The sequence below is a fragment of the Pseudomonas crudilactis genome, assembly GCF_013433315.1.
Classification (GTDB): Bacteria; Pseudomonadota; Gammaproteobacteria; order Pseudomonadales; family Pseudomonadaceae; genus Aquipseudomonas; species Aquipseudomonas crudilactis.
Genome location: NZ_WXVV01000004.1, coordinates 25,117 through 39,814 on the forward strand (window position 1 = coordinate 25,117; position 14,698 = coordinate 39,814).

General features: G+C 55.6%; 9 protein-coding genes and 1 pseudogene. 4 read left to right on the forward strand and 6 right to left on the reverse strand.

Features of this window, described 5'->3' with window-relative positions; genetic code table 11:
* Nucleotides 1-91: 91 nt before the first annotated feature.
* The gene (locus GTU76_RS05810) at nt 92-892 is read left to right on the forward strand and encodes an IclR family transcriptional regulator (RefSeq protein ID WP_016987005.1); all 801 of its coding nucleotides are present in this window, start codon (nt 92-94) and stop codon (nt 890-892) included.
* Nucleotides 893-910: 18 nt separating this feature from the next.
* On the opposite strand, the gene GTU76_RS05815 is transcribed toward GTU76_RS05810, so the two are convergent.
* From GTU76_RS05815 to GTU76_RS05830, 4 genes are all read right to left on the reverse strand, one after another.
* Nucleotides 911-3,304, reverse strand: a complete 2,394-nt coding sequence (locus tag GTU76_RS05815; protein ID WP_180698239.1) for a dermonecrotic toxin domain-containing protein — start codon at nt 3,302-3,304, stop codon at nt 911-913.
* Between the two features lie 181 nt (nt 3,305-3,485).
* Complete coding sequence (locus GTU76_RS05820; RefSeq protein ID WP_180698240.1) at nt 3,486-6,041, reverse strand: helix-turn-helix transcriptional regulator; 2,556 nt, start codon at nt 6,039-6,041, stop codon at nt 3,486-3,488.
* Between the two features lie 138 nt (nt 6,042-6,179).
* A complete protein-coding gene (locus GTU76_RS05825) occupies nt 6,180-7,547 on the reverse strand; it encodes a DUF1329 domain-containing protein (protein ID WP_180698241.1) in 1,368 nt (455 codons plus the stop codon).
* Between the two features lie 23 nt (nt 7,548-7,570).
* Nucleotides 7,571-9,364 carry a DUF1302 domain-containing protein gene (locus tag GTU76_RS05830; protein ID WP_180698242.1) on the reverse strand — a complete coding sequence of 598 codons (1,794 nt, stop codon included), beginning with the start codon at nt 9,362-9,364 and terminating at the stop codon, nt 7,571-7,573.
* A gap of 681 nt (nt 9,365-10,045) precedes the next feature.
* Here GTU76_RS05830 and GTU76_RS29940 point away from each other — a divergent pair.
* Together GTU76_RS29940 and GTU76_RS05840 are read left to right on the forward strand one after the other, a co-directional pair.
* On the forward strand, nt 10,046-12,382 hold the full coding sequence (locus tag GTU76_RS29940) for an S-type pyocin domain-containing protein (protein WP_246376013.1): 2,337 nt from the start codon (nt 10,046-10,048) through the stop codon (nt 12,380-12,382).
* Complete coding sequence (locus GTU76_RS05840) at nt 12,382-12,642, forward strand: hypothetical protein (RefSeq protein ID WP_180698243.1); 261 nt, start codon at nt 12,382-12,384, stop codon at nt 12,640-12,642. The genes GTU76_RS29940 and GTU76_RS05840 overlap by 1 nt, the downstream gene beginning before the upstream one ends.
* 42 nt (nt 12,643-12,684) lie before the next feature.
* Here GTU76_RS05840 and GTU76_RS05845 read toward each other — a convergent pair.
* Nucleotides 12,685-12,786, reverse strand: a pseudogene (locus GTU76_RS05845) (serine/threonine protein kinase); the annotation flags it as partial.
* Between the two features lie 318 nt (nt 12,787-13,104).
* Here GTU76_RS05845 and GTU76_RS29945 point away from each other — a divergent pair.
* Nucleotides 13,105-13,728: a hypothetical protein gene (locus GTU76_RS29945; RefSeq protein WP_246376014.1), complete on the forward strand. Its 624-nt coding sequence runs from the start codon at nt 13,105-13,107 to the stop codon at nt 13,726-13,728.
* A gap of 48 nt (nt 13,729-13,776) precedes the next feature.
* On the opposite strand, the gene GTU76_RS05855 is transcribed toward GTU76_RS29945, so the two are convergent.
* Complete coding sequence (locus GTU76_RS05855; RefSeq protein WP_180698244.1) at nt 13,777-14,688, reverse strand: SDR family oxidoreductase; 912 nt, start codon at nt 14,686-14,688, stop codon at nt 13,777-13,779.
* Between the last annotated feature and the right edge of the window lie 10 nt (nt 14,689-14,698).

A 14,698-nucleotide genomic window follows, 5' to 3' on the forward strand; every position in this document is an offset into this window, starting at 1 on the left:
TTATCGTAATTCGATTACGCATAACGTAATTTGCTCGCTATCCAGCGTCAAGCTATAAAGACGCCCATTCGTTTCGGAACCCGGCCGCACCATGGAAAAAACCAGCGACAGCAACGGCAAACAGAAAGTCCGCTCCGCCGAAGTCGGCACCGACATCCTCAAGGCCCTGGCCGAGTTGTCGCCGTCGACTTCGTTGTCGCGGTTGGCCGAACATGTGCAGATGCCGGCGAGCAAGGTCCACCGCTATCTGCAGGCGCTGATCGCTTCGGGTTTTGCCGAGCAGAACGCCGCCACCAACCATTACGGCCTCGGCCGCGAAGCGCTACGCGTTGGCCTTGCCGCCCTAAACAGTATGGACGTACTGAAAGTCGCCGCCCTGCCGCTAGCCGAACTACGCGACGAACTCAACGAAACCTGCTTTCTGGCGGTGTGGGGCAATCAGGGCGCAACCGTTGTGCACATCGAACCGGCGGTGCGCGCAGTGACGGTGGTGACGCAACTGGGTTCAGTGCTGCCGCTGCTCAGCTCATCGACCGGGCTGGTATTCAGCGCCTATCTGCCGCATCGGGAAACCGACGATTTGCGCGAACTGGAAATCGCCGCTGTCGATCATCCTTTGAAGGACGAAAAAGCCTACGCGACGCTGTGTGAACAGATCCGCGAACGCGGTCTGCATCATGTGCATGGTTTGCTGATGCCGGGTGTGGATGCGTTGTCCGCACCGGTATTCAACGCCGTCGGCCAGGTCGCAGCGGTGCTGACCATCGTTGGCCCGACCTCGCTGTTCCACGCCGACGAAAACGGCCCGGCGGCGCAGCGGTTGCTGGCTGCGACGCGGGCCGTGAGTTGGCGGATGGGATTTGATGCGGACAGCCCTCCTGACGTCCGCTAGTCAGCACCTAGTCATGGCTTACAGCAAGACGGTTTTGCTGTCGCTCGCAGGTTCCTCTGCAAGGATATCTTCCAGCAATTCCTGGAAGCGCTCGTAGCCGAGTTTTTGACCAGTTGCCGAAGCAACTAGCCCGACAATGGTCTTGCTGTCACCCATTAATTGAATCAAGGTTTTCTGCGCTTTGGTCGCCTCCTTGCCGCCGGGAACCAGCGAATACAGATCGAGCAAGGCATCCTTGAAATTGTCGAGCGCCGTGGCCCGGTCGCCATATCGGTAAGCTTCGGCGCCGTCCAGTACGTTCTTGGTGATCTGCACGACGGTGAGGGCCACGCCTACCGGTGGGATTACCAGACTGATCGCGCTTGCCGCCAAAACCGCAGAATCATAAGCCAGCTTGCCAATGATTTCGCTGAGACTGGTGGTTTGCGCGTCGACATCGGAAATAATTCGTTCAATGCGCTGGTTATAGCTCGAGCGCAGCGACAGCACTCGGCTGTTCAACTCAAGCACCGGAAGTTTTTCAGCGATATTGGTGAACTCGACATTGTTGATGAAAGTTCCCATGATCCGCTGATCCACATACTTCACTCGCTTATAGAAGTATTGGCCCAAGCCATTCTCCCTGATCGACTCAAAGAGCTGACTCAACGGGCGAAAATTCACACCGTCGGGGGCGTTTGGCGTGTAGAGAATCTCATTGATCTTGCCATTATTTATCAGCCTGAAAACATACACCCCTTCAACCAGGCACCTCTTCACATGAAAATTGAATACTGCACTGTACGTGACATTTGAAACTGCCTCACCGTAAGGGGGAAAAGATGAAGAAGTCGGCTTATTAAAGCCCTCAACCAGCGCAAATAGTTGTCCACTCACGTCATGGGAAATCTCACCAGAGAAATAACTGGACTGCACTGCACGGTACATTTCCGCATATTGAATCTTAAAATGAGCTTCTCGCTTGAGCTGATAATCTGGATGCTGCAGATTCAAGTATTCAGCCCGCAACATTGCAATGTATTTTTCTCCCGGGCGCAAAGTCCTTGACCAACTCGACACCTGACGTATGTCCAAATTACGCAATTGTGGATGCTTGACGCCCACAGACAACCGAGGGTAGGCACCAATAACACTGCCACCACGCTCTTGAACATAAAAAGGCGTTTCCTTAATGATAAGCTGTGTGAGAGTAACTTTCTCCTTCTCACTTAACTCAATAAAAATCTCGTCCGGATTTACCTTTACGTTTTCCCCAAAGGTTTTCAATAGTTCTTCAATACGTTGTTTTATCAGGTCGTAACAGAATCGCTCATAGGTAATGACACCCGCTTCGCGCGTTCCGAGGGTGTAGAGCGCCTTCAGGTCGGTACTCAACCGAGCGAAAACCTGACGTGCCTCCCCGGCTGCATTTCGATAGGCCGCCGGATGCACGAGATCTTCCTGGGCCTCATCCCATGCGATCTGATGAAACACCGGCTCGGCGAGAATCCCTTCAGGCGCGTTTGACCATTCGGTAAACGTTGCGCCTTTCCAGGCGCTGGGGAGTTGCCTGAGCGCTGCCATATACTTTGCCAACACCGCCCTCTGTGCAGGATGCGCCTGCGAGGACAGGTAGGCCAGCCCCTGATCAGTACGCCCCCAACCGGCCACCTGGAACTCAAGTTCGCGTATATTGGGAAATTCATACCAGTCGCGTCCCCCTGGCGATCCCGGCGCGAACAAGACACAGCTTCCAAATGGATTGGCCTTCTCCCGGAAGACCATCAGATCCCGGAAATTGACGCGATACCCCGTCATCACGAAGGCAGACGCTGAAATATTTTGATCTGTGCGCATAAAGCGCTCGACCATCGCCACACTTGGTTGCTTGATATGTCCCTGCAAGGTTGCCGCAAACATGCTGTAAGTGATGCGCGCGCCCAGCACTTCGATCAAGGCGATTTGCAGGTCGTAGCCATTAACAGCTTTACGCCGTACATTCCGAAAGTCAGAGCGAATATCACTGTTAGAGAGCCAGTTTTCCACATGCGCAGAAGTCAACCCTGCCGGCACCGGGCCTTCGAAAGTCATATCGTAACGATTGTCACGATCATGCAGACCAAACAGAGCAAGTTCCACGAGCGTGCGTTTGTCTTCTTGAACAAGTTCACGCTGGGCAACTTTGATTGTATAGCGGCACGTCACCTTCACTTGCTCAGGCTCGATCGAGACACCCCGCGCACTATTGGCCCACTCTTTAATCCGGAAAGACGCATAGGCTTTTAAAGATGCCGCCTTACCGAGCAAGCGATCACGCTGGCTCTCCAGTTCAATCAGTTGTTGCATTAAATCATCGTGCCGCTTCAGCTCTTGCTGGCTGACGCGCGACAACCATACCGGCCGAATAACTGCAGACTTAATTAAATCACTCATATTCAGTTCCTTTGTTTTCCCGCACTAAAAAAATGACATCAGGTCACTTTTCGAATGCAACAAAGTTATCGAACACGCACCATCATTAAAACCAGAGAGACGTTACCTTAGATTTTAAAAAGTCATAAAACATCTCCGAAAAAAATCCGGACAGATAAGTACCACTCCATCTGTAACCAACTCAATGCAGATCCAGCCCCAACAATTTCGCACTCGCAACCGCTTGCGTCCGACGTTTTACACCCAACTTCCCATGTATCCGTCTCGCATGAGTTTTTACCGTATGCAAAGAGATATACAGTTGATCGGCAATTTGTTGATTGGAATATCCTTTGGCAATCAGGCACAACACTTCTAACTCTCGCTGACTGAGCAAAGCGCTATGAGTCAATGTCTCGGCACCGGGTGCTTCAACAACTTTTCCCAGCAAACCCAACAGGCTCGGCTGACGCAACTTCAGTTCATGCAGTGACTGATGCAGCCCATGCTGGCTGACCCGTTCAAGCCCCTGTCGCAAGTGCTGGCGCGCGCCAGCATGATCACCCAGCGAAAAGGCGGCTTCTGCCAACGCCAGACGCACATCGGTTTCCAGCGAGATCATTTTGCATCGTTGCGCCGTTTCAAGCAGGCGCCCAAGGTCGACCATCGGGTCGCAAGCCGTACCTGAACCCACCTGGGCAAGGACCAACAGGTATTCAACCCGCGGAATCAGCTCAAGTGTCGCCGGCGGTGCCTGTAATGCCGCAGAGCCTTGATAATGCCGTAGCAATCGCGTCATTGCCTCGCATGCCAGTTCGGCACGTCCTTGCTGCAACCAGAACAGGCTGCTGACCTGTAACACCACTCCCCGATAAACCGTGTCTGGAATCTGCCGTTGCTGCATCAGTCGCTCGGCATCACGCAACCATACGAACGCAGCGTCGTAATCGGTCTGGTTGGCGGCCAGTTGCGCCATTCCCAGGTAGCCGTAAAGAACACGCTTGTCACCGTTACGTTTGCAATCCTCCAGTCCGGATTTGAAGAACGCTGCTGCCGATGCCTCCTGACCCTGACTCAACGCGAGACGCCCTCGACGTAACGCTACCCTGCCCTTGAGCGGCGTCAGCCGATTCGGTTGTCGGGCGAGCAAATCATCAACACCGGCCAAAAGGCTTTCGGCGCGAGACGCCGCGCCGCGTTGTTCAAGTAATTGCGCATGATCAAGCTCAAGCAGCGCTTCGAAAACCAGCGAACCGTGCGCCCGAGCCAGGCACAAGCCTTGTCGGTTGAGTGCATGGGCCACGTCGAGTTGCCCTCGCAAGAGCGCTTGCTGCGTCAACCCGGACAGACACATCACCCGCGCGATCCAATTGTCGCAATCAAGAGCCTCCAATGCCTGCGAGAAGTGTCCATGGGCGCAATCCATCCGCCCTTCCAGATGACCTGACCAGCCACTCAGCGTTTGCCAGCGGGCGATCAATTGCTGCTCAAGCGCCGCCGAGGGCTGCGGCATGAAATGTGAGAGGTGGGCGATGCACCGCGCCGCCTGCTCGAAACGACCGGCAAACAGCAACGCAGCGGTGATCAGCCCGACCAATTGAGGGGTGCCCATCGTCAGTTCTTCACCCTTGCACTCATGCAGCTGCAACAGCAGCGCTACCGTCTGCTCCTCGAACAGGTGCTCGAAATTGAAGTGTTGTAAAAGGCTGACCGCCGTTTCGAACTCCTCGGCAAGCAAGGCTTGTTCAAACGCTGAACGCCAGTCCTGCCTGACCGCAAACCACTGGCACGCCCGGCGATGCCACGAGCGGGCGGCAGGCCAGTGTTCGTCCTGCATCACCCGTGATAGGGGTGGGAAAACCTGTAACCAGTCGGCGGAGTCCTGCCAAGGTTCGATAAAACATCCAAGAACTTGCAGTAACCGCAGGCTCTGCGCCCCCTCCCCGACACCGAACAAGTGCTCACACAGCTCAGCATTGAAGCGCGGCAGATTCGCCAGCACCCGCCAGACTTCTGCCAACTCCGGCGTCAGACCGCTGAACAGTTCGTGCTGCAGATAATCAAGCAACGTATCAACCCGTTGCTGCGACTGGATACTGTGCGACCAGTCGCACTTTTGCAGCAACGCCATACGCACGCCGGCGCACCAGCCACCGGTGCGATGAACGATCCGCCCAGCCACACTGGCCACCTGCTCGGCTGACAAATGTTTCAACGCCTGGGCAATCTCGTCTTGGGTCAGCGCCAGCGTCGCGCTCTCGCATTCATACAATTCGTCGTCCAGCAGCAACCGTGGCCAATTGCATTGTGGGCGTCGACGCGTACCGATCCACCAGACCAACGCAGGGCTGCTGAGGGCCAGCAAGCGGTCCAGCAGCGCATCGAGTGCCGGGGCGGGTAGCCGACAGTAATCATCGATAAACAGCCAGGTGGGTGTCGACCAGCAGGCCAAAGCAGCAATCAACTGTGCCTCATCCATTTCTGCCAACCCCAACGCATGACCAAGCCGCCGACAGAGTTCCTCGCTGCTCAAAGACGCGCCCATCAATGGCAGCCAGTGCAGCAGACAATGCGCCGGCGCCTGTGCCAGGCACTCAACGAGCAACGCACTTTTGCCACTGCCGGCCGGCGCACAGATCAGCCTGATCCGTGCGACCGATGTCAGCAGAGGGTCACTCAATCGAGGGCGAGGTTGATGATGGGAAGAAAGTCTGGGCAAGAATCCGGGGCGATCCAGACAGGCAGTCATGGCGGTCATCGGGTGAGCCTTTTTATCGTTGTGCCTTCACCCTAGCCCTCTCCTCTGTACTTGTTGACGAGTATTCAGCGCGCTGATTGGCAGCCATAAAAAAGGCGACCGAGCGGTCGCCTTTTGTCCACTGATGTATCAGAACCGTTACCGCACACCCTCTGCACGCAAGGCTGCTGGCGTGTAGTCGGCAGCCTTGGCTTCAAAGCCGAATTCGTAACTGTGCTTCTCTTCGTTCTTCATCCCCAAGGCAATGTAGCGGCCGGCAATGATGTCGTAGAGCGCTTCGAGTGTGTATGCCTGTGCCTGATGCTCGTAGTGATATTCAGAGTGGCCTTCGGCTACGCGCCAGAGTTGACCGCGACCGTCGTAGTGGTCAGCCAGTGCAACCTGCCAACTGTCCTCGTCGATATACATGTGGCGTTTGGCGTAGATATGCCGCTCATTCGGTTTGACGGTGCCGATCACTTCCCAGACCCGGTGTAACTCATAGCGCGTCAGGTCCTGATTGATGTGCCCGGCCTTGACGATGTCGTCGTACTTGAGCTTCGGCGAATCGAGTTTGTAGCTGTTGTACGGGATGTACATTTCCTTCTTGCCGACCAGTTTCCAGTCGTATCGATCCGGTGCGCCGGAGAACATGTCGAAGTTATCCGAGGTACGCAGGCCATCGGCGGCGGTGCCCGGACCGTCATAGGCTACTTGCGGCGCACGACGCACGCGGCGCTGACCGGCGTTGTAGATCCACGCCAGGCGCGGTTCCTTCACCTGATCGAGGGTCTCGTGTACCAGCAATACGTTACCGGCCAGACGCGCTGGCGCAGTCACCGACTGCTTGAAGAAGGTCAGCACGTTGGCGGCTTTTTCCGGGTCGATATCCTTGATCAGTTGCGGCACGGCGATCTCTTCTTCGAAGCGGATCGGCGTGTAGCTGCCGTTGGTCTGCGGGGTCACCTGGGTGATGATGCGTTTGACGTTGCCGCCGTGATAACGGGTGATGTGGTTCCACAACACCTCGACGCCGTTCTTCGGAATCGGGAAGGCGTAATAGCGATTGCCGGTGAAATTGGCCAGGCCATTACCGTCGTTGATCGTGGTGACATTGAGCGCGCTGCGCTTGGCCGATTCGTAGATTTCCGCCGGTGCGGCCACCGTACGGTGGGTCGGGTAAACCGGGATCTTGTAAGTTTCCGGGTAACGTTTGAACATCGCCACCTGGCCGTCGGAGAGCTTGTCCTTGTACTTGTCGACGTTGGCCGCGGTGATGGTGAACAACGGTTTTTCATTGGCGAACGGGTCAGCGAGAAAGCCTTTGCTGTCCACCGCGGCGGCATTTTTCGGGATGCCGCCGGTCCATGCCGGGATAGAGCCATCGGCGTTACCGGCTTTCTCGGCACCCAGCGGGGTCAGGCTGGTGCCGAGTTTGTTGGCCTCTTCCGGCGACACCGCCGCCATTACATTGGCCGCCAGCAGACTCAGGGCCAGCACGCCACATTGCAGAATTTTTTTGCGCATTGCAGTCATCCTTCTCGGGCAGATCAGAAGTTCACGCCGAAGCTCAGGGCCACGAAGTCACGGTCTTCGAGGACGTTGTAGTCACCACCGAAAAAGTCGGTGTAACTGAGGCTCGCGGTGTAGGTGTTGCGGTAGTCGGCATCGACGCCGACGCTGATTGCTTTCGCGCCTTCGTTGAACAGGCCGTTGGGGCCGTAACCGGCGACGTCATGCGACCACGACAGGTTGGGTTTGAGGTTGATCCCGCCGATCACGTTGGCGTAATCGAGGATCGCCCGGGCGCGGTAGCCCCACGAGGTCGAGGTGACGAAACCATCAGTGTCGCCGCCGAAACCGGACTGCCCGTAAACCGAATCGCGGCCATAACGCAGCTTGTCGCGCGACTCCAGGCCGCCGACCCGCACCACTGCGGCTTCACCGACCAGGGTCAAACGTTGAGCACCCCAGACCTGATCGAAAAAGTGCGTGAGCGTGCTCTGGATTTGCGTGACTTCTTTGCGCCGATAGCCCTTGTTGTCCGCTCCCGGTGACGTCGAGAGTGGCGACGCCGTGCCGCCCGCAATCGGGTTGAGCAACGCCAGTGTCAGGTCGTTGGTGTTGACCTGCACCGGGGCATTCGGCCGGTAGCTGATCTCGCCGGTCCATGCGGTGCCGGTCGGTAATGTGGTGGAGAAACTCGCGCCGTACAGGCGAATGTCTTCCGGATACTCAAGGTAGTACTGGCCGCGCCCGAGCATCACGCTCTGCGCCAGACCGGAACCGCTGCCGGGGGCGAGGCCATTGGCGATACCGACCATGCCCGGCAATGCTGCCAACGTCGAAAGACCGGCTGTGGTAGTGCCTACCGTCGGCGTGCGGCTGTGGTAGTTCATGAAGTAGAGACCGTACTCAGTGTCATCACCGAGCCAGCGCAACGCCGTCCCCCACTGCCCGGAATCCCGCGCATCGCGGTCGCCGCTACGCGGGATCACCACGCCTTCGCGAGTCACCTGAATGCCTTGGCCAAAAGCCTGGGTCAGCGGCACAAACGGTGCAATTGCCGGGTTGCCGACGGTGTAGCCGTTGTTGCAACCGTCCGCCGCCACATCGACACCGAAGAAGGTGCCGCAGTTGTCGAGAACAGTCTGATCCCATTCCAGTTGATAGAAACCTTCGACGGTCAATTGATCGGTCAGGCCTTGCGAGCCAAACAGCATGTTGACCGGAATCAGACCTTCCTTGATCTCCGCTCCGGGGCGACGAAACGCTGAAACGTCGATCGGGTTGATGCTGTTGATCGAGTTACCGATGAAGGTACTTTCGCCCCAGCTCACCACTTGCTTGCCGGCGCGCACCGTGCCAGGCAGATCGGCGATGGAATAGTTGTGATAGACGAACGCATCGAGAATCTGCGCGCCGGACGATTTGGCGCCTTCCTTGCGGCCCTTGTCGCTGATTTGCTTGAACTCGCGGTCTTCATCCTTGAGTTCGAAGTCGTACCAGTATTTGCCGCGCACAAACACGCCGGTATCGCCGTACTTCAGTTCGAGGTCGTGAATGCCTTTGACGATTTTCGAGAAGGTCTCGCCCTTCTTGAAGTTCAGGCGCCCGTCATCACCGGTCGAGGATTGCCCGGTACCACCGTTGACCGTACCGACCAGCGATCTGTCGGCATCACGCATGCCCCAACTCGCGCCGACCGACAGCGACGAGTCGAAGGTGCCTTCAATCTCGCCAATGTTGAACGCGACCGCTTGCGCCTGGGCGCAGCAACCCAAAGCCACCGCGGCTGCCAGCGCCTGCGGTGTGAAGATGGCGCGCATTGTTGTTTTTGTCATGCGTCTTCCCCGGTGAGTGACAGAAGGCCCCACCCTACTGCCGGGCAACCGCGTCGATAAGCGCACCAAGGAGGTATTCGTGTTGTCGCTCGAAAGGATGAATGGCCTTGCGCGGCGGGACTTTGCGCCGTTCATGGATCGGCTGGATGGCGGATCATCAGTCCAGTGCATGGTGCACATCGGATCACGGGACTGTTGCATGCCCCGCAACAGTGCATGTCCGGAATCGGTATTTTTCCTACGCGCTCAAGACCTTATTCTGAACGCGCTTTCACGGGACACGCCGCAAAGCAACAAGCACTGGCCTTTGAGCGACTCAGGCCATTGCTGACAGATTTCAGGTGAATCGAAGTTTTCGGTTTATCGCCCCGGTGTTCACTGACGTTGATTTGTAGCTCCTTGATCCAACGTCTTACCTTGGCCGCTGCGTTTGCAGCGGCCTTTTTTATGCCTGTTGAAAAGTCATCCCTACAACCTGCAAACACTTTCCGAGAACAACGTAGGAACTTTCCTGCGGCGCAGAAGAATTCTCCTTGCTTTGTTATTAGCCTGCGAAAAACCTCTCGAAACAACGCCCTGTTACTTACGGGCTTCTCAGATTTTGTAACCGCAAGTCTGATGTAACTTGAAACACCTCAACCCCTCGCTGGTGACACGGACGTCACTATCGGCCGCGCTGACTTGCCAGCGAGTTATCACGCACATTCAAAAGGACATGAATATGCAAAAGCCTCCCCCCTTTGTGTTAACCGAAGCTGTTCATACGACAGCAACAGCCCCCCCAACACACCTTTGATTCGAGGGACATCACCGAACCTCTCCCAAAGCGGCACGTTTGCTATTCCCAACAATGTTCAAGTCAACTCTCGGGAGTTTACTGCCCACAGCCTGAGAACTGCTCGTGAGTTTCAAACTCGAACAGAGCAACTGCCCCAATCAATCGAGCAGGATCTGGCCGCAACGCGGCTGGAAGGCGCAACCCACCCACTTCCTCCCGGGCAAGCAATCATTCGTGAGCTGGGTGTACGGCATACCCTGATTCAAAGAAAGACCGCTGAATTTCATCAAAAAACAGCACAAGCCAATCAGTTCTTTGGAGATGACCCACTTAATAAAGACTTCCATGCCTACTTTCGAAAAGCCCAGAGCATCGATAGAACCGTTAATGCGCGGGGAATTGCGATGCAGACCTGGGCTGCCTCGTACAGAGCCGCACACGAAGCGAAATTGCTGGCGCAATCAATTCAGATGCTCAACCAGCAACAGGTCAACGTGCAGAACTGGCTTACCGCCGTTCAGGCAAATGATCAGGCGCAAGCACAAGCGGCGGCAGAGGCTCAGCGATTGGCAGCAGAACGCGCGCGAATCGCGGCCGAACAGCAACGTCAAAGAGAACTCGCCGAAACAGCACGTGTGGAGCAAGCAAGACTTGCTGCTCTGGCAGAGGCTCAGCGGTTGGCTAAGGAACGCGCTCGCACCGAAGCAGAAACAAGGCGAAAGGCTGCTGAAAAGGCAAGACTTTCCGAACAGCGTCACCAGCAGGCATTGGTCGAGGCGACAAGACGCACAAAGGAAGAGGAGCTGATACGCACGCCTGAACAGGCCCGACTTGCAGAGTTGGCAAAGAAACAGGAACTGGCTGCCAGTTTGGCAAGATACTCTGAAATCTTGACACGATTGATTGCTGAAGCCCGGGCCCAATCGCAGGAGACATCTCGGATTGCAGCAACGAAGACCGCGGTGGATGGCGCAGATTCCAAAGCTGAAGCAGCTGAGCAGAAATTGGCAACCGAGAAGCCCCAACCTAAAACGAAACCGGAACAACCTATCGAGAAGTCGCAACAGCAAGAACGCCGTGCGACAGAAGTTCAGCATGTCTACCCGGCTAATGGAGCACTGGCGAGCAACAGTCCGGCGGTATCATTTGCTTCTAAAGCTACGCACCTTCCTCCAGCAACATCTTCCGCGATCCTTACCTCTCTGCGGGCGGGGTTACTGACCGTGAGAGCGGCAGGGGCTGCGCTGATCAGCGGTCCGGTGCTGGTAGGTTTCGCGGCACTGTTAATGCCATCACGCTTGGGCAACGGCGAACGCTTTTCCATGAGCGTTCCACTTGCGGAGTTGTCGCCGGAGTCTCCTCAGAGATTGCGCGAAATAGCAGATCGGCAAGGCACGCTGGAGTTGCCCGTGGGATTGGGTGTAAGGCGGCTCGGGGCTGGCGCGGAAGTCTTCGTCGCCACAAGCGATGACTTCCATATCCGCTCGAGTGTGCTGGTTCTGAATGCGGCCTATGACTTGCTGAATGATGTTTATGAAGTAGCGCTACCAGATTCGCCGACGGACTTTCTGACCTGGACACCCGCTATCTCGCCGGATGACAGCTCGACTGCTTCGCCCATTGCCGAGACTGATGCGCCAACCTATTTCGGCGCCCCGATTGTTCCGATTGAAGGGCGGCTGGACCTCAATCCGATCCTTGTTGAAGGTTGGGAACGATTCATCATCGTGTTTCCCGATGACTCGGGGATTGCACCGCTTTATGTGGTGTTTAGCAGTCCGTACGGGGGTGTCGAGGACGGAGAACACAGCGGGCGAGATTTCAACCCCGAAGAAACAGGGTTACCGGTTACAAGCTCGGACTGGGCACCGTCCATCATCGCAAAAAACGGAATTAATATCGTGAGGCTACACACTTCAAAGTTCCCCGATTCTGATGCGAATAAAATAATGATCGATCGCCTAGAACGAATTTTTCGAGGAGAACTAGAGGTAACCGATACCGACAAACGCTTCTACACTCATGAGATCAGAGAGTTCGAAAGGCTTAAAGCCTTGGGATATGGGGACACGGAAATGCCCGACAAAGACTCTTCCGTATGGAACAACGTCCACACTGCAACACTGGAGGATTACAAGCTTAAAGATGATCCAACGTTGTTATATACGCCAGAGGCGCTGGAAGCTGCCAGGCGGCAAGAAGAGCGTGAGTATCAGAAGTTGCTTAAGGAGATGTGGTAATGAATACCATTGAACAAATTTTAAAAAATGAACCATTGGATGACATCGTGACCGTATTTTCACTGTTCAAACCAAACCCGCACTTGGACATGATGATCAGACAATACAACCGAGATTTGATCAGTCAATATGGAGCCCTTGAGGGTGCCTACACTCGACTCATTGCGTCTGGAGTACTGGCACACGGAGATAAAGGCTTAGCTATTAAAGGCCCCAACTGGAAGGCTCCAAAATTCATGACCGAAAAACGATACGTTTAATGGTTTGTTGGCCGCCAAGCCCGAGCTTGGTGGCCTCACCCCTTAAAGCGAATACTTCTGCAAATTCGCCATCTTCTCTTTCAGCACCTCAATGTTGCCTTTCGGATGCGCCGCACCTTCGAAATCACAAATCTGCTGCCAATGTTTCGGATAAATTATTGCGCAGCCACGCACTAACGGTGATTTGTCGCTCCTTGATCCAACGTCTTACCTTGGCCGCTGCGTTTGCAGCGGCCTTTTTTGCGCGCCGTTTTACCCATGCCATCTGCATCAGCGGGAAAATCCCCTATTGTTGTAGGAAATCTCCTTTTTTATCTTCTAATGCCAAGCTATCAAACCGCCTTCCACATTATTCATACAACCAAGCAGGTCATTACTGACGATCGATGCAGATTTTTCCGTTCGAAAGCTGATGTAGGTTAATTGCTCCGCAAAACCGAAAATTCGCAGTGAGTAAAACGAATGTTGGAGCAAAGTTTTGTTGAGGTCGCAGAAACAAAAATTGAAGGAAAAGGGTCTGCAGCCAACCTCATCATGATCAAGCGTCTTGACGCCATACTGGAGCGCAAGCTCGAGATGACCGATACCGATCGACGGTTCTATGCCTATTCACTTCGAATGATGGAGCGATTCAGAGCGATGGGATTCGCCGACGACTACATTCCCAAAAGTAATCCGTCCCTTTGGAATAACCTCCATACGGCCACACTTGAAGACTTCAAACTGAGCGACGATGAGTCATTACGCTATACCGACGAGGCCATCGACGCGGCGAAAAAACAGGAGCGGGAAGCATTTGAATGCGTCAGCGGATGCAAGAGTTCGATTGCAAAACTCGAACAAGCTGTCAGGCAAGAAAATCTCAGAGACTTGTTATCAGTTTTAGCTATCGGTTTGGCATTTCCCTCAATCGACACACTGTTCGGGCGTTATCGATTTGAAGTCATCGCGCGCGGTGAATTGTGGAGAGCGTATGAGGAATTATTTCATGAGGGTGTATTGGCTGAGGGCAATGCGGCTGTCGCCATTGCGGGTCCAAACTGGAGAATCCCGGAGTTCATGATTGATAAACGGTACAAGGAATAATGGAACGAGCCTCGCCGCATCGAGAACGCAGCGAGGCTCAAACGTCCCTTAAACCGAATACTTCTGCAAATTCGCCATCATCTCCTTCAGCGCCTCGATATTGTCCTTCGGATGCGCCGCCCCTTCGAAATCACAAATCTGCTGCCAGTGCGCCGCCACGTCTTCCGGCGAGAAACCCAAGCGTGGGTCGAAGCCGGCACCGAGGCTGCGTTCCCAGCGCACCTTGCCCATCCAGCCGCCACCCACTTCGAACAACCCGGAAGTCTCCTGGCATTGCTCGCTGGCCAGATACACCACCAGCGGACTGACCAGCTCCGGCTTCAATTGCTCGAACACTTGCGGCGGGATCAGGCCTTCGGTCATGCGCGTGCCGCCGGTTGGCGCGATGGCATTGACGAGAATGTTGTTCTTGCGACCTTCGATGGCCAGGGTGCGGGTCAATCCATACAGGCCCAGTTTGGCCATGCCGTAGTTGGACTGGCCGAAGTTGCCGTAGATGCCCGAGGTCGAGGCGGTGAAGATTACCCGGCCGTAGTTTTGCTCGCGCAGGTGCGGCCATGCGGCGCGGGTGACTTTGTAGGCGCCTTCGACGTGGACGCGGTAAACCAGATCCCAGTCGGCGTCGTCCATCTTGTGAAAGGTCTTGTCGCGCAGGATCCCGGCGTTGTTGACGACGACGTCGACACGGCCGAAGGCATCGAGGGCGTTCTGCACCAGTTTGTCACCGTCGGTGACCGAGTCGTGGTTGGCTTCGGCAATGCCGCCAGCTTCGCGGATTTCCGCCACCACGCGGTCGGCGGCGGAGGCATTGGCGCCCTCGCCCTGGGTCGAGCCGCCGAGGTCGTTGACCAGCACTTTGGCGCCTTGCCTGGCAAACAGCAATGCATGGGCGCGTCCGAGGCCGCCACCGGCTCCGGTGACGATGACGACTTTATCTTCGAAACGCACAGACTCATTCATCGCAGCAACT